A 23680-nucleotide genomic window follows, 5' to 3' on the forward strand; every position below is an offset into this window, starting at 1 on the left:
GATTTATATCATTTCGTCTACATATTGTTGGTACAATACATGCAGACTTTTATTTTTAATTGGGCTTATCTCTCTTGGATTTTCATTTTGATAATATTTCCAACGGTAAGAAAAACCTTTTACTAATTTGTTTATTTTATATCTTAAATTAAGATTAGTAATATAATTGTCAAGAACCTGAATTTCACTTTCTAAATCTGCATCAACCATCTTGGTATGTGTTATCATGTATGGTTTAATGCGAAACACATAACGCCATGGCTCATTAAAAACATAATGAATCTTATAGCGTTTACAATTAGGACACCATCGTTCCCTTTTATAAAAATGCATTTTCTCTTTCTCAGTCAATGACAATTTTGGACTTCTCCATTCTGATTCAGAAAACTCTTTTACTGTTTGAAGCTTTTCGACATATACATGTTTTCTTTTCCTCTTTTTCTTTTTCTTAAAAGATTTTTCAGGAGAATGCTGCCATGTATTGATCTTTTCCAACAATGTCCTGTAAAAGGAAGCTTCATTAGATCTTACTATATCTTCTCTTAGTACAAAACTGCGTTCCCAACCTTTTTGATAAGGTGTTGCTAAAGGAACCAATGGTAAATTTTGTCTTTTTTTCCAGAGTTCTACTTCAAGCTTTCTGATTTGAATTAATTGTTTTTCAAAATCTTCTTTTACTAATCTTTTCTTTGTTCTTTTATTTTTAAAGCGAGAGCACAAAGCATACTCTTCTGCTGTATAATTTTCCATTAAAAAATTATAGCGTATCAAGTTAATAGCCAAACGGGCTACGGCATTTTATCCCTGCGGATAAATAATAAAATCGATTACTCGGGAAAATTTGAAGTGTCTAGAATAAAAAAAGCCCGAAACTAAATGTCTTCGGGCTTTTTTTATCTATATAAAATGAATTTCTAAGATTGAAATAAGCCACGAAGAAGCGCTGCACCAAATTTATTTGATGTGAAGCTTTGAGATGTTGATTTAAGTACAAACATTTTTCTTCGTTATTAAAGGGTTATTATTTTTTTCGTTTGCAAATATTCAGAATACTTTTTTGATTTTCCAAATTATTTTAAAGAAAATTCACATCAAAAATCATTACTATATTTTTTGAATCGTAAAAAAAACACCTTATCTATTTGAAAACTAAAGCTCTAGCCCTGATGAAAGCGGTATCCTTTTTCTTGCTTCTTTAGCAAGAAAAAGATATAGCGAACAGCAGGAAATAGCTCCTAATCACTAAAATTCCAAATATTTTAAATTAAAAATTTCAATTTTTCGTAATATTTGTCGTTTCGACGGAGGAACAATCACAAGATTGAGTATAACTGTAATTGCAAAAAGTATAACCATAAAAAAAGCCCTGATTTCTCAGGGCTTGATGCTTTTTGTTTTTGTGAATTTTGTTTTATTCTGCAACTTTGCTTTTAACAACTAATCTGAAACCTTCTCCGTGAATGTTAAGGATTTCAACATCTTCGTCTGCTTTTAAGTATTTTCTAAGTTTAGCGATGTAAACGTCCATACTTCTTGAAGTAAAGTAGTTATCATCTCTCCAGATTTTTGTTAATGCTAATTCTCTTGGCATTAAATCATTTTCATGTAGAATTAACATTTTAAGCAATTCATTTTCTTTTGGAGATAATTTTATTGGTTCGTCATTTTCGAACGTTAAAAATCTAAGTTTAGAATTCAGGTGAAATTTACCAATGTTAAATTCAAACTGAACTTGTTCTGCCTTTGTATCCGCAGATTTTCTTTGAATAATAGCTTTGATTTTCATCAATAAAACTTCTGAATCAAAAGGTTTATTCAAGTAATCATCAGCACCTGCTTTGTATCCTTTTAAGACATCTTCTTTCATCGATTTTGCCGTTAAGAAGATAATTGGCACTTCGCTATTTTTTTCTCTGATTTCTTTGGCTAAAGTATAACCATCTTTATAAGGCATCATTACATCAAGAATACATAAATCATATACATCTTTCTTGAATTTCTCGAAACCTTCCATACCGTTTTTAGCTAAAGTAACTTCAAAGTCATTTAACATTAGATAATCTTTAAGAACTGCCCCAAAATTAAGGTCATCTTCTACTAAAAGTATTCTTTTGTTATTATTTTCCATATTTTAATTTATTAATGGTATTTTTATTATAAAGGTGCTACCTTTTCCTTTTTCGCTTTCAACATATACTTGACCATTGTGATCCTCTACTATTCTTTTTACATAAGCCAGACCTAAACCGTGTCCTTTTACATTATGTAAATCTCCGGTATGTTCTCTGTAAAATTTCTCAAAAACTCTTTTTTGAGCTACTTTACTCATTCCAAGACCATTATCTTTTACTTTTATCAGAATCATGTCTTTCACATTTTCTGTAAAAATTTCAATTTCAGGAATATCAGGTGAATATTTTATGGCATTTTCTAAAATATTAACCAATACGTTTGTAAAATGCACTTCGTTGATCAGACACGTTGTTCTTGCGGCATTAAAATGTTTTACAACTGTTCCTTGTCTGTCTTCTAAAATTAAATTTACATGTTCAATTGCATCATCAATGATATCATGAATTGCAGTTGGTTCTTTTGTAATATCTAATTCTCTTTTTTCTAATTTAGAAATTCGAAGAACGTTTTCGACCTGAGCATGCATTCTTTTATTCTCATCCCTGATCATTTGCAGATATCGAAAAACTTTCTCTTTATCTTCTATAATTTTGGGATTCTTTATTGCATCCAATGCTAAATTTATGGTTGCAATTGGAGTCTTAAACTCATGCGTCATATTGTTTATAAAATCTGTTTTGATTTCAGAAATATGCTTTTGACGCAATAATTGGTTCAGTGCACTTGTATAGGCAACTATTATAATTAATGTAAAAATTATTGATAGTATTGTAATACTCAACAATTCAGACAATAAGAATTTCTTTTTATGAGGAAAAGTAATGAACAGTTCGTATTTACTATTTCCTTCATTATCTGTATAAATTGGTATATGATAACTGGCATCTTTGTCATAATGAAACCCATCCGACTTCACTTTGGTTGCAAGACCGCTGTTAAGAACACCAAATTCAAATTTGGTATTTACACCATATTCTTCTAATTCCTTCTTGAGAAGTTTTTGAAGTTTATCTTTTGTAATTCGTCCTTCTATAGGAGTTAATGAGGCAATATCCTTATATTGAATTTGCTGCTGAACTTTATTAAGGATATCTAAACTGCCTGATTTTTCAATTTTAAGATCCGGAATAATACTTTGACCCAAGCTATTATTATCAATTCCGTTATTATTATTATAAACTTCAGTTACTCTTTTTGAACTAAAATTTTTAAATCTCTCGCTGCTGAATTTTTTATTGAATAGTGATCCGTTTATATCGTAATCTTCTGATGTAAGTGTGTTAGAATATACAATAGTCTTATTGGTTTTTGTATTTCTCTGAACATAAAAAACTTCTAACAGATCTTCTTTTTTGGGAGTTTTGCCTGTACTGTCTTTTATACGGTTGTATTTATCATAAAAACTATATTCTTCTTGTTGTTCTAATTTATCAGCAACATTACCAATCACTTGTGTAACGTGATATTTAAACTGTTCGTCGTTATTTTTAAACGAAGAATTGAACCAATATACCTGTACCAGAATAATCCCTATTAAGGACAAACTCATCAGTAAAACAAGTATTCTAAAAAATAATTTATTCATCGAAACAAAATTAATATTTTAACAATATACTAAATAATACATTAACCAAATATTAACATTTAAGACTGATTTTGTTTTATATTTAAAATTTTAAGAATTTTAACAACTTCTTCTTTAGCAATTTTAAGATTACTGTTATTAATTACAAAATTGCTTAAAGAAATGCGTTTTTCATCATTCCATTGCATTTTCATCCTGCTTAAAACTTGTTCACGTGTGGTATTATCGCGCTTCACGACTCTTTCGATTCTAACTTCTTCGGGAGCCGTAACTGTTATGATTACATCGCATTCTTTATAACGACCGCTTTCGAACAAAATTGCGGCTTCATAAACTACATAACTGCACTTTTTATTTTCGTTCAGCCATAACTCAAAATCTTGCTTTACGGCTGGATGCACTATGGCATTTAGTTGTGATAATTTATCGGCATCATTAAAAACAATTTCAGCCAGTTTTGCCCTGTTCAAAATTTCATTTTCAAAAAGAAAATCTCCAAAAGCCGTTTTTATCTGTTTTATGATACTTGCTGACTGCATTACTTTTTTAGCTTCGTCATCAGCAATATATACCGGAACGCCCATTGCTGCAAAATAATTTGCAATGGTAGTTTTACCGCTTCCTATTCCGCCTGTTAAGCCAATAACTTTAGTCATATTACACTTTAAAAAACATACGAGGAAAAGCCTCTTGTGGTTTTTTCTTTAAAACAATTACTTTTATGAAGGACTTTAAAAATCCTGTTCCATATCCGTAAAACTGTTTCCATACTGCAATTACTGACAAGTATCCAATCTTAATACTTTTATTTTGAATAGTTGCTGTAAGAAAAATTATAACGAAATATACAAAATATAATTGTAATAAAAGGTCAAAATTGAAAATTAATAGTAAAAAAGCTAATAATAGACCTAATATAAAAACGGAAGGAAAAAAGAAGGTTAATTTATTATGTTCGGGATACCAGCTATTTAAAATTGGTCTCGCAATTCCGAATTTATTTACCTGAACTGAAAATTTTTCCCAATCGATTCTGCGTTTGTGATACACATACGCTTCCGGGAATAATCTGGTTTCAAATCCTAAATTCCATAAACGAATGGACAAATCCGGATCTTCTCCTGGATGTATGTTTCCAAATCCTTTTGATGCTTCAAATGCTTTTTTTGAAATCCCCATATTAAAACTTCTGGGCTGAAACTTATTAATTTTCTCAGAACCACCACGAATTCCTCCGGTAGTAAGAAAAGAGGTCATTGCAAAGTTAATAGCCTTCTGGATATCAGAAAAACTATCTAACGCTTTATCCGGCCCTCCAAAACAATCCACATAACCTGCGTTTAATGCTTTACGAACTTCGGTTAAATAATTTGGCGGAATAATACAATCCGAATCAAAAATGATGAAATAATCACCACGTGCTTTCTGCATTCCAAAATTTCTTGAATCTCCAGGTCCTGAATTTTCTTTAAAATAATAGGAAATATTCAATTTTCCCTGATAAGTCATTACAACATCTTTACAAGGAATTGAAGATCCGTCTTCGACAAGAACAATTTCGAAAGCTTCATTATAATCAGATTTTGATAAACTTTCTAAAAGTTCATCAACTTCATCCGGACGATTATACACGGGTATAATTAAAGAAAAAATCATAACGGGATATGCGGTATTAGAGTGGCAATTTTTAAATTTCAAAATTTTAACAAAGATATGTTATATTCATAAAAAAACCACCAACTTTTGGTTGATGGTTTTTTCATTTTATTATAATTTCTTTATCTATTTGATACTTTCTATTTCAACAACTTCATTTGTATCTGCTTTGTAATCTACTCCTTCAAATTCAAATCCAAAAAGATTTAAGAAATCGTTTCTGTATCCTGCTAAATCTCCAATTGCAGGTAACGTTTCAGTTGTAGCTTCTAACCAAAGTTCAGCTACTTTTGCCTGAACATCTTCACGCATTTCCCAATCGTCGATTCTGATTCTTCCTTTTTCGTCTACAGGAACATCTGAACCTGAATATAATCTCTCTTTAAACAAACGCTGGATTTGCTCAATACAGCCTTCATGAATTCCTTGTTCTTTCATTATTTTATATAAAAGAGAAATATACAAAGGAATAACGGGAATTGCAGAACTTGCTTGTGTAACCAATGCTTTGTTTACAGAAACATATGCTTTTCCTCCTATTGATTTTAAACTGTCAGTGATTGAAAATGCTGTAGCTTCTAAATCATCTTTTGCACGACCAATTGTACCTTTACGGTAAACTGCTTCTGTCAATGATGGCCCGATATAAGAATACGCCACTGTTGTAGCACCATCTGCCAATAAATTTTCAGCTTTTAAGGCATCGATCCACATTGTCCAGTCTTCACCTCCCATTACTGCAATAGTATTGGCGATATCTTCTTCATTTGCCGGAGCAATAGAAACTTCTGTTACGTTTCCTGTATGAAAATCTACTGTTTTATTGGTAAAAGTCTGTCCGATTGGTTTTAAAACTGAACGGTGCAAAACTCCTGTAACCGGATGTTGACGAACCGGTGATGCCAAACTGTAAATAATAAGATCAACCTGACCTAAATCAGCTTTGATTAAATCTAAAGTTTGTCTTTTTATTTCATTAGAAAAAGCATCTCCGTTGATACTTTTCGCATATAAACCTGCTTTGTGGGCTTCTGTTTCAAATGCAGCAGAATTATACCAACCTGGTGAAGCTGTTTTACCTTCAACCGGTGGTTTTTCAAAAAACACTCCAATAGTTGCAGCATCAGATCCAAAAGCACTTGTAATTCTTGAAGCTAATCCAAAACCTGTTGAAGCACCAATAACTAATACTTTTTTCGCACCGTCAATTGGTCCTTTTGATTTTATATATTCTATTTGATTTTTAACATTTTGCTCACTGCCTTTTGGATGTGCAGTCAAGCAAATAAATCCTCTCATTCTAGGTTCTATAATCATATTTTTATTGTTTATGCGTTGATTGGGTTAATTTCTATCGCTACGATAAATGACTAACTTATTTACGTTTGTTTAATTAGCTTTAAGTTGACAAATATAAATCATTTCTTTAGTTCAACAAGGCTTTAGCATGATTTAAAGCCGAATCTGAAACAACTGCTCCTGATAACATCTGAGCAATTTCTATAACTCTTTCGTCCTGAGACAGAAGCTTTAATTCTGATTGGGTATCGTCATCTACAGTAGATTTGAAAACTTTAAAATGCGAATCTCCTTTGGCGGCAATTTGCGGTAAATGCGTAATGGCAAAAATTTGCATTGCACCACTCATTTCTTTCATGATTTCTCCCATTCTAATGGCAATTTCTCCGGAAACTCCGGTATCAATTTCATCAAAAATCAAAGTTGGCAATTTTGAATATTGCGCTAAAATTGCTTTTACAGCCAGCATAATTCGAGACATCTCTCCTCCTGACGCTACTTTTTTCAATAATCCAAAGTCGGTTCCTTTATTGGCGGAGAATAAAAATTGTAATTCGTCTTTTCCGTTTTGAAAATACGTTTCTGATGGCAAAAGCTCCATATTAAAACGAACATTTGGCATTCCTAAAGTTTCCAAAATTGAAATTAATTTCTGAGACAGAACAGGAATTGCATTTTTTCTATTTTGATGGATTGTTGCTGAAAAAGCATCCAATTCAATTGTTTTTTGATCTATTGCTTTTGATAACAAAGCGATTTCTTCTTCGATATTGTCAAGTTCTAATAATGTATTGCCTAAATTCGCCTGAATTTCGATCAATTCATCCACAGTGCTTACCTGATGTTTCTTCTGTAAATTATAAATCAATTGCAGTTTTTGACTCACAAATTCTAATTGCACCGGATCATTCAATAATTTTTCAGAAGCATTTTGCAATTCTTTAGAAACATCATCAAATTCAATCGCAAGGCTTGTAATTCTTTCGAATATACTTTGATATTCAGGAGAGAAAAGTGCAATTTTCTGTATTGAAGTTTTGATCTCATTCAGATTATGAAAAACTCCAAATTGTTCTTCGTTAGCAATTACAAGAGATTTATCAATCGCTTCTTTTATTGTTTCAACGTTATTTAGCTTTTCGTAATCCGCTTCTAATTCTTCCTGTTCTCCTGATTTTAGTTTAGCACTTACCAATTCATTCAATAAAAAGGTATTGTACTCTTGCTCTTTTCCGGAATCACTTTGTTTTTTCAGCAAGGCATTGAGCTTAGATTTATCTGCTTTGTATGCTTTCAGTACTTTTTGATACGATTGAATAGTATCAAAATTATTTGCGATGGCATCAATTATTTTAAACTGAACGCCTTCATCAGAAAGTTCCTGGGTTTGTTGTTGTGAATGAATATCAATCAAAAACAAACTTAAATCCTGTAATTCCTGAAGATTTACGGGACTGTCATTAATAAAAGCACGAGATTTTCCTGAAGGCAAAATTTCTCTTCTAATAATAGTGTCGTCTTCATAATCAAGATCGTTTGTTTCGAAAAATTCTTTCAGGTTGTATTTAGAGATTTCAAAATGCGCTTCAATAATACATTTTTCCTCTTTGTTTTTTAATGAAGTTAAATCGGCTCTTTTTCCTAAAACTAAACCGATTGCACCTAATATAATAGATTTACCCGCACCTGTTTCACCTGTAATTATAGAAAAACCTTTTGAAAAATCGATTGTGAGTTTTTCAATCAGGGCATAGTTTTTAATCGACAAGGACGTTATCATAAGGGAATTGTGTAAGTATAAAAATTAGTAAAGAAAGTAAACTGAAAATCAATTAAAATTTAATCTGTGACCATTTAGTAGCATTCAAAGGGGAGACTTTATTTAACATATCTGTCAAATCACCCACCGGAATACTTGGCCCTCCTGAGAATATAGAAACGATTTCGTCTGATTTTGCATCGAAGAATACTCTTGTCAAAAAGGCGTTTGGTTTAACTGAATTTAATCTTCCGAGAATCATTATTGCAGCTTTGACTTTTTCTTTTGACGCTTTCAGATCGAGACTCATGCCATCTAAACCTCTGTGATATTCAAACATTGTCTGACGTATATCGCTATACATTGGCGAAGTCATATCATTTATCAAATAATAACGGTTCTGCACTCCATCAGACTGGCTCCAGCCTTTAGATCCTCCTTGTTGTGCAACACTGGCAATGTTCTGAGCGGTTTCAAGATACGGATTTCCTCCTGTCATCTGAAAGGTATCTGCATCCATAGCTAAAATTAAATAACTGTAAAAAGAAATTACAGAAACTAAATTCGAATCGTATGTACTTGGATTAAACAACAAAGGTTCGTATTCTGTATATCTGAAATTAAAATCTTTATCATTATAATTTAATACAGGGGACGAATATGTCGAATTGAAAATCAATCGTGAGGATTGTACCTGGATGGTTCCCGTGAACTGATCTGAATTATTGGATGACAATGTAATATACATCGAACAATTGATTCTTTCGTTTTGTTTCAGCACTGAACCGGTCCAGTCTGTTTTGTTTACAAATTCAGATAGTGAGGTTTGAAGTGTTTTAAAAACTTGCTGATTGGGATTAGACAGCCTTTCAGTATTAATGGTTACTGTGCAATTTAGCTGTTGTGCCTGTGCAAAGCCAAAAAATAAAAATACTAAAAGAGTAACTATTTTATTCATACGAAAGATAATATTTGATTTAGCGGGCAATAGACTTTACTATCGTTGCTTTTAGTTTTTATCCTAAATCATTATGATTTCGAAAAATGCAAAATCACTTTCTCTAAAATATCAACTGCAACAGATTCTTTTGCTTTTAATTCCATTGGTTCAATTTTAAAATTTCGATCAATAAAAGTTACTTTATTAGTTTCTTTTTTAAAACCGGCCCCTTCATCTTGTAAGGAATTTAAAACAATCAAATCTAAGTTTTTTTTCTGAATTTTCAACTTAGCATTTTCAATTTCATTTTCAGTCTCTAAAGCGAATCCAATTAAAAATTGATTCTTTTTGATTGTTCCTAATGATGCTAAAATATCTTTTGTTTTTTCGAGCTCTATCGAAAACTCTTCTGATGCTTTTTTAATCTTTTGCAAAGCGACTACTTTAGGCCGGTAATCTGCCACGGCTGCTGCTGCAATAGCAACATCTACGTCATTAAAATACAAATGACAGGCATCATACATGTCCTGGGCCGAAATGACATCAATTACCTCAATCAAAGCATTCTTCGCTTTATAATGAGTTGGTCCGGAAACTAAAATAACCTGCGCTCCTAAATTAGCAGCCTGATTGGCAATATCAAAACCCATTTTTCCCGAGGAATGATTACCAATAAAACGCACAGGATCTATCGCTTCGTATGTTGGTCCGGCAGTAATTAATATTTTTTTTCCTTTTAGCGGCAATTTACTTTCAAGATCCGCTTCAAGAAAAGCAATAATATTTTCGGGTTCTGCCATTCGGCCTTCGCCGGACAAACCGCTTGCTAATTCTCCATTTTCAGCAGGAATCATTACATTTCCAAATTGTTTTAAAGCAACAAAATTAGATAACGTTGAGGGATGTTTATACATATCCAAATCCATTGCCGGAGCGAAATAAACAGGACATTTAGCCGATAAATAAGTAGCAATTAAAAGATTATCACAGTTTCCTGTCGCCATCTTAGACAGCGTATTGGCTGTCGCAGGAGCAATTATCATTAAATCAGCCCAAAGCGCCAGTTCAACATGATTGTTCCAGACAGCATCTTCATCATCCTGATTAAAGAAATTAGAATGTACAGGATTTTTTGATAACGTAGATAACGTAAGTGGAGTTACAAAATCCTTAGAAGCAGGTGTCATTACCACTTGGATATGTGCACCTGCTTTTATAAAGAGTCGTACTAATGAGGCTGTTTTATACGCTGCAATTCCGCCAGAAACTCCCAGCAAAATTTTCTTCCCGTTTAAAACTGACATTATACTATATTATTTATTTGAACTTCTGTGGTAAGTTTTACCGTCTAACCATTCCTGCACTGCTAAAGCGTGTGGTTTAGGCAATTTTTCGTAAAATTTAGAAACTTCAATTTGTTCTTTATTTTCAAAAACTTCTTCAAGACTGTCATTATAAGTCGCAAATTCTTCTAATTTCTCAGTTAATTCTTTTTTAATTTCAGAATTAATTTGATTTGCTCTTTTAGCCATAATGGTAATTGCTTCATACACATTTCCTGTTGGCTCTTCAATAACTGTTTTATTGTAAGTTATTGTATTTACAGGAGCATTCGTCTTTTTTAAATCCATGACTTTATTTTATTTAGTAAATTTTTGTAAATCTGTCTCAACTCTGGCATTCATTTCATCTGCCTCTTTCTTATACTTGGTAGCGCTATTGAACTTAATTAAGTTAGCGTAAGCCACTTTTGCAACATTTAAACGTTCCTGCATTTTTGAAGGAACACTGTTTATTGCTAATTTATATGCTGAATCATACTTGTAAAACAGGGCATCTTCTTTAAAAGGTGTTCCCGGAAAATCAGCTATAAAGTTATCAAATGCAATCAATGCTGATTTATAATCTGATATTGTATTATATCCTTTTGCATTTTCGTATGCTTTTTTCTCTAGCTTACCGTTTAAAACTTTTACTGCTTCATTAGCCTGAGCGATGTATTCTGAGTTTGGATAATTGTCTATAAATGCCTGGAATTTCTCTAAAGCTTTTAATGTATCTGTTTGGTCTAAACTATAAACCGGCGCTAATTTTGAATAACTGTAAGCTCCTAAAAAAGCAGCTTCCTGTACCTTTTCACTACGCGGATACCCAGAAACAAAACTTTCGAACTGATAACCTGCAAGATAATACTGTTTTGATTTATAGTAAGATTGTGAAAACATATAAAAAAGTTTCTCTGCCTGTGGCTTTCCTCTGTAAGAAGGGGCTAATTGTTCAAAAAGACGTATGGCTTTCGAATATTTTCCAGCTTCATACATTTTGGTTGCCACTTCAAATTTCGCTGCAACGTCTTCATTTTTCAATGCTTTTTGATATTCACTACAAGAACAAAAAAGGACAACAACAATTAATAGAGATACTATTTTTTTCATTTTCTTACTTTTATTATGATTTCTTAGACAATTATGCCAAAGCAAAATCACACCGAAGTTCCGGTGGCAAATTTAGTTATTAATTTAGCTACTACAAAATATTTTTTGGTATATTAAAATACCGGCAATCTCACTTCTATTTTATGCTGTTTTTTACAAATTCATTCAATCTGTTTGCCAATAAATCATCTACGCTTACTAACGGTAAACGCACTGTGTTGTCAGCAATACCAAGGGCTTGAAAAACTTGTTTGATTCCGGCAGGATTCCCCTGCTCAAAAATCATATCAATACAATCGGATAAAAAGTATTGGGTTTTAAACGCTTCATTTACCTTTTTATTCAATCCTAAACGAATCATTTCTGAAAATTCTTTCGGAAAACCTTGTCCAATTACCGAAATTACACCCGCTCCGCCTGCTAAAACAATTGGCAATGCGATCATATCATCTCCTGAAATTACAAGAAAATCTTTTGGTGCATTTTTAATCAATTGCATCGCTTGTACAACATCTCCTGCCGCTTCTTTTATTGCTACAACATTATCAAAATCATTTGCCAGACGAATTACGGTAGATGGCAACATATTGCTTGATGTTCTTCCGGGAACGTTATATAAAATTACCGGAATCGGAGAAGCTTCAGCTATGGCTTTAAAATGCTGGTAGATTCCTTCTTGTGTTGGTTTATTATAATAAGGAGAAACAGAAAGAATGGCTTCGAATGCTGAAAAATCCCTGGTTTTTAATTCCTCAATGATTTGCATCGTATTATTTCCTCCAACTCCAAGAACTAAAGGCAATCTTCCTTTATTGGTATCGATTACAGTAGTGATAACCAATTCTTTTTCAGCTTGCGTAAGGGTTGCATTTTCTGCTGTTGTACCCATAACTACAAGATACTCTACTCCTCCGTCTATCGAAAAATTAACGATACGTTGTAAAGCTTCTATATCTACTGAAAGGTCTTTTTTGAATGGAGTGACTAGCGCAACGCCTGTTCCTATTAATGATTGCATATTCTAATTTATATTTTTATTTTATACTCTTTAAATACTTAAACAATTCAGTAACGAAAAGTTTATAATTGGTTATAGCGGTGTTGATCATCCATCGATTTAAATCCTTATCTACGGCTGCAAATCCCACTTTAAACTTCGCTTTTGACTTATTAGTTACCGCCATCAAAATACCTGTTTCGATGTTGTAATAACTTATCAGAAGGTCAAATTCTGTTGCTATAAATTCATTGAGAAAAACTGCTGTAATCTCTCCGTTCCAATTGATATGTTTTTTACCAAAAGTAGGAATCAAATAGCTTTCTTTTTCTTTAAATTTACTTCTATACCCAACAATCTTTATGTTCGCAGGTGCTATCCCCTGCTGAACAAGCTCGTTTACAATTTCTTTTGAATAGCGAAAATCGCTCTCATCAATCAGTAAACCAATTGTTTGTATATTACTGGTAAAGACTTCTTTTTTAACATTACTCAGGTCATTTTTTAATGATTTTTTTACAAAAAATTCCTTTATATAATTTAAAAACATAGTACTTTTGCCAGATTACAAAATTAATTATTTAAGTCGCATTTAAGATGGTAAAACTAAAAAAGTATAACGGATTTTTAAAACTTTTTGTTATATTCTTAACACTTTTTTTTATAACTTCCTGCAGTCAGAAAAACTATAATCTGACGAAGATAGAAGGAAAACAACTTCCAATCACAGAGAAAGAGGCAGAAACTCCTGCAATGGAAAATTTTATCAAACCTTATCGTGACCATATTAATAAGGATTTAGACAGCATTCTGGCTTATTGTCCTGAAAATCTTGATAAAAGCACCGGGAAATGGCAAACCAGCATTGGAAATCTATTGGCTGATGTTTGTATAGAAAGGGGTAATATTGTTTTTAAAGCCCGTGAGAAGAAAAGCATTGATTTGTGTTTTTTAAATCATGGTGGAATTCGTGCTATTTTACCTAAAGGTAATGTTACAACGAGAACTGCTTACGAAATCATGCCTTTTGAAAATAATCTGGTTGTCATTGCATTAAAGGGGCAACAAATCCTGGAAATGACTTCGTATATTATTAAGGAGAAAAAACCACATCCTTTATCTGGAATGACTTTTACTATTGCAAAAGACAATACTGCCAAAAATATTTTAATTCAGGGAAAACCTCTTGATGTGAATAAGGTTTATTATGTGGCTACTAATGATTATCTGGCGAATGGCGGTGACAGTATGACTTTTTTCGCTAAAGGTGTTGAGAAGTTTGATTTGAATTATAAACTTCGAAATGTACTGATTGATTATTTTAAATCAGTTGATACGATTCCGGTAGCAAAAGATATCAGAATTACTGAAGAATAATCACAATTACAAAAAAAAGTCCGCCACGAATTACACAAATTTACAGGAATTAAAAAAAAAATAATTCATGAAAATTCCCGGCAAAAAAATCGCTAACAAATACAATATCGTTTCCGCAAAAAATATATAAAATGAAAAGAAGAGAATTTATCGAAAAAACAGCTGCAAGTACTGCCTTATTAAGTTTAGGTTTGTCATTAAGCAGTTTTGAAACTAACGATATTAAACACTTAACGATTCTACATACTAACGATGTTCACAGCCACATCGATCCTTTTCCTGCTGATGATCCGCGTAACCCAAATAAAGGTGGCGTATCGCGCAGGGCAGCACTTATAGAAACGATTCGTCAGGAAAATCCAAATGTTCTTTTATTAGATGCCGGAGATATCTTTCAGGGAACGCCTTACTTTAATTATTATGGTGGTGAACTTGAGTTCAAGTTGATGAGCATGATGAAGTATGATGCATCGACTATTGGAAATCATGATTTTGACAATGGTCTTGACGGGTTATATGCTCAAATGCCTCACGCAAGTTTTGAATTTATCTGTTCTAATTATGACTTTAAAAATACGGTCATGAACGGTCTTGTAAAACCGTATAAAATCTTTAACAAAAATGGTATTAAGGTTGGTGTTTTTGGTTTAGGCATTGAACTTGCAGGGTTGGTAGACAAACAAAATTATAAGGAAACGGTTTATAATGATCCTGTAGAAATTGCTCAGGACATGACGCAATTGCTTAAAAAAGAGGAAAAATGTGATTTAGTTATTTGTCTTTCGCACATAGGATACAAGTACAAAGATGATGCTTCTAAAATTTGCGATTTAAAATTAGCAGAGCTGACTCAGGATATTGACTTAATTATTGGCGGACACACACATACTTTTCTGGACAAACCAACTGTTGTAAAAAATAAAGCGGGACAGGATGTATTGGTGAATCAGGTGGGCTGTTACGGGATAAATTTAGGAAGAATAGATTTCTATTTTGATAAAGATAAAGCGCACAGCAACCAAGGAAGATCAATTGTTGTGTAACAACTTTTTATGAATTTTGGCTTTTTCGAGAAAGTATTCTACCATAAAGAAATAAGCCAAAATTTGTGTTACATCACGAATTATGACGAGGACTACAGAGTAGGAAAAGTATTCATTGAAAATATAGAATATATCCGAAAAGATGTAACTTATGGCCATTAATGACATTATCAATGTTATATGTGTTCCTTTTGTTATATAGTTTACAAATGATAAATAGCTCAAAATACTTAGAACTATTCCGTAAAAAGTATATAATGCGCTAAATTTTTTCATGTTATCAAACTGCAGGCTTAAGACGGATATTAATAGGTATACTATAAATATTACTACTATAGCAACAGGTAAAATATCTTTTCGCTGCAGTTTTATCTTCTCATGCTCCTGTACAAAGAGTTTTATAATCAGAAGATATACAATCAAAAAGCACACAACACCGCCAAACTCAGAAATTTCGATGTCCATCAGATCAAAAACCTGACCTGTAAAACAGAAGAAAAAAATTATACTTTCTGTTTTTCCGATTTTAAATTCACTGCTTATCAAAAAATAAATAAAGATTGCGGGCAGCACAATTGCTTTGGCATATAGTCCAAAAAAATCCTGCTCCGTCCAATCAAAAATGATAGTACAAAACAGGGCTAAAAAGAATAAAATCAAAGACGGTTTATTCGCTTTCATTTATTTTGTTTATAAAATCTTCTTCTGACAAGATAGGGATATTTAGTTTATTGGCCTTTTCTAATTTTGCAGGTCCCATATTATCCCCGGCCACTACAAAATCAGTTTTTGCCGAAATTGAGCTTCCTACTTTACCTCCGTTATCTTCGATGGTTCTCTTTAGTTCATCTCTTGAAAACTGGCTAAAAACACCTGATACTACAAATGTTTTTCCAATGAATTTTTCTGTAGCGTTTGGATTAATTTTTTCTACAATTTCGAACTGAACACCATAACTTTTTAATCGCTGAATGATTTTTTGATTCTCTTCATTTTCAAAGAATTCAATGACGCTTTTAGCAATTCGTTCTCCAATTTCATCTACCAGAATCAGATCCATCAAAGAGGCCTGGCTCAGTGCATCGATATTTTTATAATGTTTGGCTAATTTCTTAGCGACTGTTTCTCCAACAAAACGGATTCCGAGTGCAAAAAGAACGCTTTCGAACGGAATTTCTTTAGATTTTTCGACACCATTTACTAAGTTTTCAGCAGATTTTTTTGCCATTCTTTCCAAATGTAAAATGTCTTCTACTTTTAACTCATATAAATCAGCATAATTATGCACTAAGCCGTTCTTAAAAAGCAAGGCAACTGTTTCGCCGCCCAGACCTTCGATATCCATTGCTTTTCTGGAAATATAATGCTGAATTCTACCTATAATTTGCGGAGGACATCCATAAAAATTAGGACAGTAATGATTTGCTTCTCCTTCATTTCTTTTCAACTCGGTTTCACAAACCGGACAATGTGTGATGTATTGTGTTGGTTCTGAATTTTCCGGACGTTTCTCCAGATCCACAGCAATTATCTTTGGAATAATTTCTCCTCCTTTTTCAACAAAAACAATATCGTTTATTCTGATATCTAATTTTTCGATTTGGTCTGCATTGTGCAAAGATGCTCTTTTTACAATGGTTCCTGCCAATTGCACAGGTGCCAGATTTGCAACGGGCGTTATTGCTCCGGTACGGCCAACCTGATAGGTAATAGAATTTAGTTTGGTCGAAACTTGTTCTGACTTGAATTTATATGCTATTGCCCAACGTGGCGATTTTGCTGTATAACCTAATTCTTCCTGATGCTGAATACTGTTTACTTTTACAACTACTCCATCTGTTTCATATGGCAAGTTATGACGGTGAATATCCCAATAATCGATGAAGTCAAAAACTTCCTGCATATTATTGACTAATTTCGCTTCAGAAGGTACTTTAAATCCCCATTTTCTGGCAGATTCCAAGCCTTCAAACTGAGATGAAAACGGCAAATTATTTCCGGCGACAAAATACAATAAACATTCCAAAGGGCGTTTTGCAACCTCAGCACTGTCTTGTAATTTTAAACTTCCGGAGGCTGTATTTCTCGGGTTTGAATAAGGCGTTTCTCCAATTTCGATCAATTCCTGATTCATTTTTTCGAAACCTGCAAAAGGTAAAATAATTTCACCACGAATATCAAATCGCTCTGGATAATTTCCTTTTAACTGTAATGGAATCGATTTTATGGTTTTGATGTTATTGGTCACCTCATCACCCTGAAAACCGTCTCCGCGGGTTAAGGCTTGTACCAGTTTCCCGTTTTCGTAGGTAATACTAATCGATGCTCCGTCATATTTTAGTTCGCAGGTATATTGCAAATCTACGTTTCCAAGAACTTTTTGAATCCTGTTTTCCCAATCCAGCAAATCTTCTTTAGAATAAGAATTGTCTAACGAATACATTCGGTATTGATGTGCGATCGTTTTAAAATTCTTCGTTATGGTTCCTCCTACTCTTTGTGTTGGGGAATTTTCATCAAAAAATTCAGGATGTTTATTCTCTAAATCCTGAAGCTCTTTTAGTTTTATATCAAAGTCATAGTCAGAAATTGTAGGATTATCTAACACATAATAGTTGTAGTTGTGTTGGTTAAGTTCGTCTCTTAAAGCCTGAATTGTTTCTTGAATGCTCATATAATATTAAAATACCGGAGGTTGTGATTTAGAATAACTGAACATCAAAATTAGGATTATTTTTGTTCAAAAACAGTAAAAAACAAAAGTTTTATAAAATCAAAAATCAAGTTGCAAAACGATGCAACTTGATTTTCTTCTTGCCCATTATTCTTAAAAAGAATTAAACAAAACCAACTTCCAAATGGTTTCTTCGTTTTATGTTTTTATTCTCATAATCCCCAAATTATAAAAATACAACCTAAACTACTTTTGAATAATGATAAAATCGGAGCGTCTGTTTAATAAATGTTCTTCTTCAGTACATTTTACGCCATTTTTACATTTATTAATTAATCGGCTTTCACCGTAACCTATCGCACTTTCGATTCTTGAAGCATCGATACCCTGCAAAACAATATAATCTCTGGTCGATTTTGCTCTTTCATCAGAAAGTTTCAGGTTATAGGAATCTTTTCCGCGCGAATCTGTGTGTGATTCTATTTTGATGCGGATATTAGGAAATTTTCCCATAATAAAAACGACTTTGGCCAGTTCTTCAGCGGCTTTAGGTGTAATATCATACTTGTTGTAATCAAAATAAATTGGATTTACATCTACTTTTTCGACACCTTTCTTTTTAACAACCAGGTCATCGTAATTACTGAGTTCAAAATCAACATTGGTAATATCTACCTCATTTTCTTTTGTGGTTTCTACCGTTTTTTCGTCATTACTGTAGTTCATTTTTGAAGCCACTAACCGAACTGATTTATTGCAGGGAACTGTAACTGCATAATTACCTTCGTAATTTGTTTTTGTTTCTGCCAAAATCTCGTTATATGAATTGTAGGCAATAACAGTAACATCTGTCAATGGTAATTTTGATTTTCTGTCTGTTGCTTTACCGGAAATATTCTGATTACAAACCGGTTTTCCTTTTGTGAAAGAATAAATGTCATCATCGCCTTTACCTCCTGCTCTGTTGGAAGAAAGATATCCATAAGTCCCTGTTTTATCAATTACAAAAGTAAAATCGTCTTTGTTGCTGTTTATCGGGGCGCCTAAATTTCTAGGCGCCGAAAAAGTTCCGTCTGATAAAAAGGTACTTTCATACACATCTAAATCTCCGAGTCCGTAATGTCCGTCTGAAGAAAAATAAAGTATTCCGTTACGGAAAAATGGAAAAAGGTCATTCCCCATCGTATTTATTTTTGGTCCCAGATTCTGAGGAGAACTCATTGTTCCGTCTGCCGCAATTTTTACTACATATAAATCAGTTTCACCATAACCGCCGGGCATATCTGATGCAAAGAAAAGTAATTCTCCATCGTCACTCAAAGAAGGATGTCCAACAGAATAATCGTCACTATCGAAGAAAACTTTTTGTGGATTTTCTAATTTCCCATTGACTAATGAACCTTTAAGAATCTGGAAATTATTGATTCTGTTTTCATCAATAACCAATTTGTTTTTCTTAATGATATTAGACGAATAATACATTGTTTTTCCGCTGGCATCAAAACTTGCTGTTGCTTCATGATACTTGGTCATAACGTTGGGTATAAACAGAGCTTCGTTGAACAGGCTTCCGTCAGCAGGATTTCTCTCGGCAACATACAAATTCAGAAATGGCTGGTTATTCCAGTTATACAATTTATCGCCAAATCTTGTTGTGTCCCTTGCCGAGGTAAATACAATTTTATCCAAATAAAAAGTGGCTCCAAAATCTGATTTACTGGTATTGATATTCAGATTTTTAATTTCGTAAAGAGACTTTGTTTTGGCCAGACTGTCTAATTGCTTTTTTTGAGCTACGTATCGATTGATCTCTTTTTGATCTCCTTTTTTATTGAGATATTCTTTCGTAATTCTGTCTGCATCATCATAGTCCATCACTGCTTTCATAGACTGAATATAACGCAGGTAATAGATGTCTGTTAGATTATTGCCTTGTACTTCGTATAATTTCTTATACCATTTTAAGGCATTTCTTGCATCAGAAATAAAGTAATACGAATCTGCAGCATTTTTAATTGTTTGCGCTGATGGATTCTTTATATTCTGCAGGCATTCTTCATAGGCTTTGGAAGCATCTGCATAAGAATAATTTTTGAACAGTGCATCGGCCTTTTTTAAGTTAGTCTGAGCAAAACCAAAAGTAATGCTCAAGACTAAACTAAGGATATATAGTTTTTTCATAGGATTTTATATTAGAAGAATCGAGGTGACTTGATTTTACTTTGGTTTTTCGTGAATTGGTAACGCAGGATGATTTCATGCGTTCCATCATTGTATTTATTCAAACCACTTACGGTATAATCAAAAGCATATCCGATATAAAAACTTCTGGATATTTGAAAACCTGCCAATATGCTTATCGAATCATCTGTTCGATAAGAACCACCAATTACAAATTTTTCTGCAATCATAAAATTCGCCGAAATATCAGCAGTAAGAGGTGCTCCACTAACTGCTTTTACTAAAAAGGCGGGCTTGAATTTTAAGTTGGGATTCAGATCAAAAACATAACCTCCCATTAAATAATAATGCAGACGATCATAATCTATAGATTCCTGAACATCGTCATAATAATCATTCTGAATAAAGCTTGGAATCGAAAATCCTAAATACCATTTGTCAGTATAATAGTAAATCCCTGCTCCAACTGCCAGCTTCATTTGATTGTTAATGTTTTGGTTCAACAAAACATCATTATTATTGTAATATCTACCTTTAGACCAATCTATATTCAACATTCTCATACCTGCTTTAAGACCAAAGGCCAGTCTTTTTTCATATCCTAGAGGAATTGAATAAGCAAAATTTCCGTCGAGATACAATTCGTTCGATGGACCAATTTTGTCATTTACGACGCTTAATCCCAAACCAATATTCTCGTTTCGAAGTGGCGAGTGAATAGAAAACGATTGTGTTTCTGGTGCTCCATCGATTCCAACCCACTGGGAACGGTGTAAAAGAGCTGCTTCTAATGTTCCCGTAGATCCAGCATAAGCTGGATTTACGGACATAGTGTTGTACATATATTGTGTGTACTCCGGATCTTGTTGTGCACTGGCACAAAATGTGACTAAAGAACATATTAAAATGAAATACGTTTCTAATGATTTTATATATAGTTTCATAACGATACTTATTAAGTTTAATTAATTAGATGATTAATACCGGTTGCTTATCTCATTATAGATAACCATCCTTTTTTAACCGTTCCATCTCCAATAGTTATCACATAAAAATAAGTACCTGTTGGCAACATATCTCCTCTATTAATAACTCCGGATACATTAGCGGTTCCGTCCCAATCATTTTCATAATGTTGTTTACTATATACTAATGAGCCATATCTGTTATATACTTTCAACTCGTTATTTGGATACGATTCAATACAGTCAATTCTAAACAAATCATTAGCTCCGTCATTGTTTGGAGTAAACTCATTGTAAACTGTCAAACAAATTGGCTCAACAGTAACTGAAGCCGAATTATTTGCTGAATCAGCATCTAAAGGAGTCGAAATTTCGACTGTCGCAACGCTTGTATAATTACCGCTAGGCAATACTTCGGCAACAATTGTAAGCACTACACTTTGTCCTGCATTTAAAGCTGGAATTGTCCAAAGTTGTGTTGTCAGATCATAAGTGCCTAAAGTCGTATTCGCACTTACCAAATCAAATCCGCTTGGTAATAAATTGCTAACTATCGTATTTATGAAATTACCCTCACCAACATTATTTACTGTTACTGTAAAGGTTATCTGATCACCAAAATTAGGGTTAGGATTACTCACTGTGTTGGTTATCGTCAGATCTGAACAAGTTGCTACAGTAACATTCAATGATTTTACTGATCTTTCATTACATGTATTGATATAAGCAACCTCAACTTTACCCGGTCCAATGTCAGACCAAGAAACAGTTACAGATCCATCTGCATTTCCTCCACCGGAAGTAATTGTTCCGTTAGTGATTGACCACACATAATTTGATTTTCCGTTGGCAATTGAATAAGTGATTCCCTGGAAAACACATGGTGTATCATCAGTTGTCGTAATAGGAACCTGAGCATCATTATCAAAAGAAACTGCTACTCCTAATCTTGAAGCACCCTCGCAGCCGTTATTAGTACTGTTAAGCGTCGCTGCATAATAGGTTGCCGTTGTCAAAACAGTATTTGCTGCCAATGGTGTTCCGCCATTTGCGGAAGTATACCACACTACATTTGCCTCATTTACAACGATATCTTCTATTGTTGGATTTGCTGACAGACAGAATGTTTGGGCTGTTCTTGGTGTAGTAACTAAAATTGGCGTATTTACATTAACCACAACCGCCAATCTTAAAGGATTCTCGCAACCTGAAGTGCTCGAAACAACACCATAATAAGTACCATTTGCTAAAGCTGCTGTTGACGGAATTGCTGTTCCTCCTGTTGCAGTACTATACCAAATCACATTAGGTTCGTTTACCTGAATATTCGAAACCTTTGGTGCATTTACAGAACAGAAGTTTTGAGTTGTCGAATTCGTCGTTGGTGTTGCCGCTGGATTTACAACTGTAACAGTAACCATTAAACGAGTTGCACTTTTACATCCTGTTGTTAAATCTGTAGCTTCTCCATAATAAGTACCAGAAGTTAAAACTGTTGCTGTTGGAATTGCTGTTCCGCCGGTAGCATTACTAAACCAAGTTACATTGCTTTCGTTTACCTGAATACTCGCAAATGTTGGAGCACTAGTTGAACAGAAGTTCTGTGCCACATTATTTGTTGTAGGAGTATTTAAAGTTCCAACAGTAACTGTAACTTTTAGCCTTATACTACTTTCACAACCCGTTGTTGCATCTTTTAATGCTGCATAATAATCTCCATTTGCCAAAGCTGTAGTAGACGCAATTGCAGTTCCTCCAGTTGGTACACTATACCAAACTACATTACTTTCGTTTGTCTGAATATTAGCTACAGTTGGGTTGCTTCCTGAACAGAAAACCTGAGCTATTGCTGTAGTGGTTGGTGTTGCAGGATTAGTAACACTAATGGTTACTGATAATCTTACTGAACTCTCACAAGTTGTTGTAGCATCTTTTATTGCTGCAAAGTAAGTTCCGCTTGTCAACACTGTAGTAGATGGAATCGCTGTTCCGCCTGTTAAAGCTGTATACCAAACGATATTTGCTTCGTTAAACTGAACACTTGCAAAAGTTGGTGCATTTACCAAACAGAAGTTTTGAGTTCCGGCTGTTACCAATGTTGGCGTAGCAGGATTCGTTACACTAATGGTTACTGACAATCTTTGTGAACTCTCACAAGTTGTTGTGGCATCTTTTAATGCTGCAAAGTAAGTTCCGCTTCTTAGTGCTGTAGTAGATGGAATCGATGTTCCGCCTGTTAAAGCTGTATACCAAACGATATTTGCTTCGTTAAACTGAACACTTGCAAAAGTTGGTGCATTTACCAAACAGAAGTTTTGTGTTCCGGCAGTTACCAAAGTTGGTGTAGCAGAATCAGTTACACTAATGGTTACTGATAATCTTATTGAACTCTCACAAGTTGTTGTAGCATCTTTTATTGCTGCAAAGTAAGTTCCGCTTGTTAGTGCTGTAGTAGATGGAATCGATGTTCCTCCTGTTAAAGCTGTATACCAAACAATATTTGTCTCGTTAAACTGAACACTTGCAAAAGTTGGTGCATTTACCAAACAGAAGTTTTGATTTCCCGCAGTTACCAAGGTTGGCGTAGCAGGATCCGTTACACTAATGGGTACTGATAATCTTACTGAACTCTCACA

General features: G+C 33.5%; 20 protein-coding genes. 2 read left to right on the forward strand and 18 right to left on the reverse strand.

What is annotated here, in order from left to right; genetic code table 11:
- Positions 1-3 precede the first annotated feature (3 nt).
- The 13 genes from B0A67_RS13885 to B0A67_RS13945 all read right to left on the reverse strand — a co-directional run bounded on the left by B0A67_RS13885 (position 4) and on the right by B0A67_RS13945 (position 13354).
- Entirely contained in the window at positions 4-750 is a 747-nt protein-coding gene (locus B0A67_RS13885; protein ID WP_072963939.1) for a hypothetical protein, read from the reverse strand.
- A 661-nt stretch (positions 751-1411) separates the two neighbouring features.
- Positions 1412-2128 (reverse strand): response regulator transcription factor, encoded by a 717-nt coding sequence (locus tag B0A67_RS13890; RefSeq protein WP_072963937.1) that lies wholly within the window; start codon positions 2126-2128, stop codon positions 1412-1414.
- A gap of 3 nt (positions 2129-2131) precedes the next feature.
- Complete coding sequence (locus tag B0A67_RS13895) at positions 2132-3718, reverse strand: sensor histidine kinase (protein WP_072963935.1); 1587 nt, start codon at positions 3716-3718, stop codon at positions 2132-2134.
- A 59-nt stretch (positions 3719-3777) separates the two neighbouring features.
- Positions 3778-4374: a dephospho-CoA kinase gene (coaE, locus tag B0A67_RS13900; protein ID WP_072963934.1), complete on the reverse strand. Its 597-nt coding sequence runs from the start codon at positions 4372-4374 to the stop codon at positions 3778-3780.
- Between the two features lies 1 nt (position 4375).
- Positions 4376-5374 carry a glycosyltransferase gene (locus tag B0A67_RS13905; protein ID WP_072963932.1) on the reverse strand — a complete coding sequence of 333 codons (999 nt, stop codon included), beginning with the start codon at positions 5372-5374 and terminating at the stop codon, positions 4376-4378.
- 126 nt (positions 5375-5500) lie between these two features.
- Positions 5501-6691 (reverse strand): enoyl-ACP reductase FabV, encoded by a 1191-nt coding sequence (gene fabV / locus B0A67_RS13910; protein WP_072963930.1) that lies wholly within the window; start codon positions 6689-6691, stop codon positions 5501-5503.
- Between the two features lie 109 nt (positions 6692-6800).
- Positions 6801-8453, reverse strand: a complete 1653-nt coding sequence (gene recN, locus B0A67_RS13915; protein WP_072963929.1) for a DNA repair protein RecN — start codon at positions 8451-8453, stop codon at positions 6801-6803.
- A 52-nt stretch (positions 8454-8505) separates the two neighbouring features.
- Entirely contained in the window at positions 8506-9390 is an 885-nt protein-coding gene (gene porD / locus B0A67_RS13920) for a type IX secretion system protein PorD (RefSeq protein WP_072963927.1), read from the reverse strand.
- A 71-nt stretch (positions 9391-9461) separates the two neighbouring features.
- Entirely contained in the window at positions 9462-10676 is a 1215-nt protein-coding gene (coaBC, locus tag B0A67_RS13925) for a bifunctional phosphopantothenoylcysteine decarboxylase/phosphopantothenate--cysteine ligase CoaBC (protein WP_072963925.1), read from the reverse strand.
- Between the two features lie 9 nt (positions 10677-10685).
- Positions 10686-11003: a DNA-directed RNA polymerase subunit omega gene (locus tag B0A67_RS13930; protein WP_008463064.1), complete on the reverse strand. Its 318-nt coding sequence runs from the start codon at positions 11001-11003 to the stop codon at positions 10686-10688.
- A gap of 9 nt (positions 11004-11012) precedes the next feature.
- The gene (locus B0A67_RS13935) at positions 11013-11807 is read right to left on the reverse strand and encodes an outer membrane protein assembly factor BamD (RefSeq protein WP_072963923.1); all 795 of its coding nucleotides are present in this window, start codon (positions 11805-11807) and stop codon (positions 11013-11015) included.
- Positions 11808-11943: 136 nt separating this feature from the next.
- Positions 11944-12825: a 4-hydroxy-tetrahydrodipicolinate synthase gene (gene dapA / locus B0A67_RS13940; RefSeq protein WP_072963921.1), complete on the reverse strand. Its 882-nt coding sequence runs from the start codon at positions 12823-12825 to the stop codon at positions 11944-11946.
- A gap of 16 nt (positions 12826-12841) precedes the next feature.
- Positions 12842-13354, reverse strand: a complete 513-nt coding sequence (locus B0A67_RS13945; RefSeq protein WP_072963919.1) for a DUF6913 domain-containing protein — start codon at positions 13352-13354, stop codon at positions 12842-12844.
- A gap of 47 nt (positions 13355-13401) precedes the next feature.
- On the opposite strand from B0A67_RS13945, the gene B0A67_RS13950 reads away from it, so the two are divergent.
- Together B0A67_RS13950 and B0A67_RS13955 are read left to right on the forward strand one after the other, a co-directional pair.
- Entirely contained in the window at positions 13402-14181 is a 780-nt protein-coding gene (locus B0A67_RS13950; RefSeq protein ID WP_072963918.1) for a 5'-nucleotidase C-terminal domain-containing protein, read from the forward strand.
- A 131-nt stretch (positions 14182-14312) separates the two neighbouring features.
- Positions 14313-15224, forward strand: a complete 912-nt coding sequence (locus B0A67_RS13955; protein ID WP_072963916.1) for a bifunctional metallophosphatase/5'-nucleotidase — start codon at positions 14313-14315, stop codon at positions 15222-15224.
- Here B0A67_RS13955 and B0A67_RS13960 read toward each other — a convergent pair.
- From B0A67_RS13960 to B0A67_RS13980, 5 genes are all read right to left on the reverse strand, one after another.
- Positions 15210-15905: a lysoplasmalogenase family protein gene (locus B0A67_RS13960; RefSeq protein WP_072963914.1), complete on the reverse strand. Its 696-nt coding sequence runs from the start codon at positions 15903-15905 to the stop codon at positions 15210-15212. The two genes, B0A67_RS13955 and B0A67_RS13960, sit on opposite strands and share 15 nt — an antisense overlap.
- Positions 15892-17898 (reverse strand): NAD-dependent DNA ligase LigA, encoded by a 2007-nt coding sequence (ligA, locus tag B0A67_RS13965; RefSeq protein ID WP_072963911.1) that lies wholly within the window; start codon positions 17896-17898, stop codon positions 15892-15894. The genes B0A67_RS13960 and ligA overlap by 14 nt, the downstream gene beginning before the upstream one ends.
- A 246-nt stretch (positions 17899-18144) precedes the next feature.
- Positions 18145-20079 (reverse strand): OmpA family protein, encoded by a 1935-nt coding sequence (locus B0A67_RS13970; RefSeq protein WP_072963909.1) that lies wholly within the window; start codon positions 20077-20079, stop codon positions 18145-18147.
- Positions 20080-20090: 11 nt separating this feature from the next.
- Complete coding sequence (locus B0A67_RS13975; RefSeq protein WP_072963907.1) at positions 20091-21023, reverse strand: PorP/SprF family type IX secretion system membrane protein; 933 nt, start codon at positions 21021-21023, stop codon at positions 20091-20093.
- Between the two features lie 47 nt (positions 21024-21070).
- A partial coding sequence (locus tag B0A67_RS13980; RefSeq protein ID WP_123887409.1) for an Ig-like domain-containing protein occupies positions 21071-23680 on the reverse strand: 2610 nt, incomplete at its 5' end.

The sequence above is a fragment of the Flavobacterium aquidurense genome (assembly GCF_002217195.1).
Taxonomy (GTDB): Bacteria; Bacteroidota; Bacteroidia; order Flavobacteriales; family Flavobacteriaceae; genus Flavobacterium; species Flavobacterium frigidimaris.

What these genes read in the sequence shown, in the direction of transcription:
- B0A67_RS13945 (WP_072963919.1), bottom strand. Translation starts at nt 13,354, where the DNA reads ATGTTTTTAAATTATATAAAGGAATTTTTTGTAAAAAAATCATTAAAA.
- B0A67_RS13935 (WP_072963923.1), bottom strand. Translation starts at nt 11,807, where the DNA reads ATGAAAAAAATAGTATCTCTATTAATTGTTGTTGTCCTTTTTTGTTCT.
- fabV (WP_072963930.1), bottom strand. Translation starts at nt 6,691, where the DNA reads ATGATTATAGAACCTAGAATGAGAGGATTTATTTGCTTGACTGCACAT.
- coaE (WP_072963934.1), bottom strand. Translation starts at nt 4,374, where the DNA reads ATGACTAAAGTTATTGGCTTAACAGGCGGAATAGGAAGCGGTAAAACT.
- B0A67_RS13950 (WP_072963918.1), top strand. Translation starts at nt 13,402, where the DNA reads ATGGTAAAACTAAAAAAGTATAACGGATTTTTAAAACTTTTTGTTATA.
- B0A67_RS13895 (WP_072963935.1), bottom strand. Translation starts at nt 3,718, where the DNA reads ATGAATAAATTATTTTTTAGAATACTTGTTTTACTGATGAGTTTGTCC.
- B0A67_RS13905 (WP_072963932.1), bottom strand. Translation starts at nt 5,374, where the DNA reads ATGATTTTTTCTTTAATTATACCCGTGTATAATCGTCCGGATGAAGTT.
- porD (WP_072963927.1), bottom strand. Translation starts at nt 9,390, where the DNA reads ATGAATAAAATAGTTACTCTTTTAGTATTTTTATTTTTTGGCTTTGCA.
- B0A67_RS13890 (WP_072963937.1), bottom strand. Translation starts at nt 2,128, where the DNA reads ATGGAAAATAATAACAAAAGAATACTTTTAGTAGAAGATGACCTTAAT.
- coaBC (WP_072963925.1), bottom strand. Translation starts at nt 10,676, where the DNA reads ATGTCAGTTTTAAACGGGAAGAAAATTTTGCTGGGAGTTTCTGGCGGA.
- B0A67_RS13970 (WP_072963909.1), bottom strand. Translation starts at nt 20,079, where the DNA reads ATGAAAAAACTATATATCCTTAGTTTAGTCTTGAGCATTACTTTTGGT.
- recN (WP_072963929.1), bottom strand. Translation starts at nt 8,453, where the DNA reads ATGATAACGTCCTTGTCGATTAAAAACTATGCCCTGATTGAAAAACTC.
- B0A67_RS13975 (WP_072963907.1), bottom strand. Translation starts at nt 21,023, where the DNA reads ATGAAACTATATATAAAATCATTAGAAACGTATTTCATTTTAATATGT.
- ligA (WP_072963911.1), bottom strand. Translation starts at nt 17,898, where the DNA reads ATGAGCATTCAAGAAACAATTCAGGCTTTAAGAGACGAACTTAACCAA.
- B0A67_RS13960 (WP_072963914.1), bottom strand. Translation starts at nt 15,905, where the DNA reads ATGAAAGCGAATAAACCGTCTTTGATTTTATTCTTTTTAGCCCTGTTT.
- B0A67_RS13885 (WP_072963939.1), bottom strand. Translation starts at nt 750, where the DNA reads ATGGAAAATTATACAGCAGAAGAGTATGCTTTGTGCTCTCGCTTTAAA.
- B0A67_RS13930 (WP_008463064.1), bottom strand. Translation starts at nt 11,003, where the DNA reads ATGGATTTAAAAAAGACGAATGCTCCTGTAAATACAATAACTTACAAT.
- B0A67_RS13955 (WP_072963916.1), top strand. Translation starts at nt 14,313, where the DNA reads ATGAAAAGAAGAGAATTTATCGAAAAAACAGCTGCAAGTACTGCCTTA.
- dapA (WP_072963921.1), bottom strand. Translation starts at nt 12,825, where the DNA reads ATGCAATCATTAATAGGAACAGGCGTTGCGCTAGTCACTCCATTCAAA.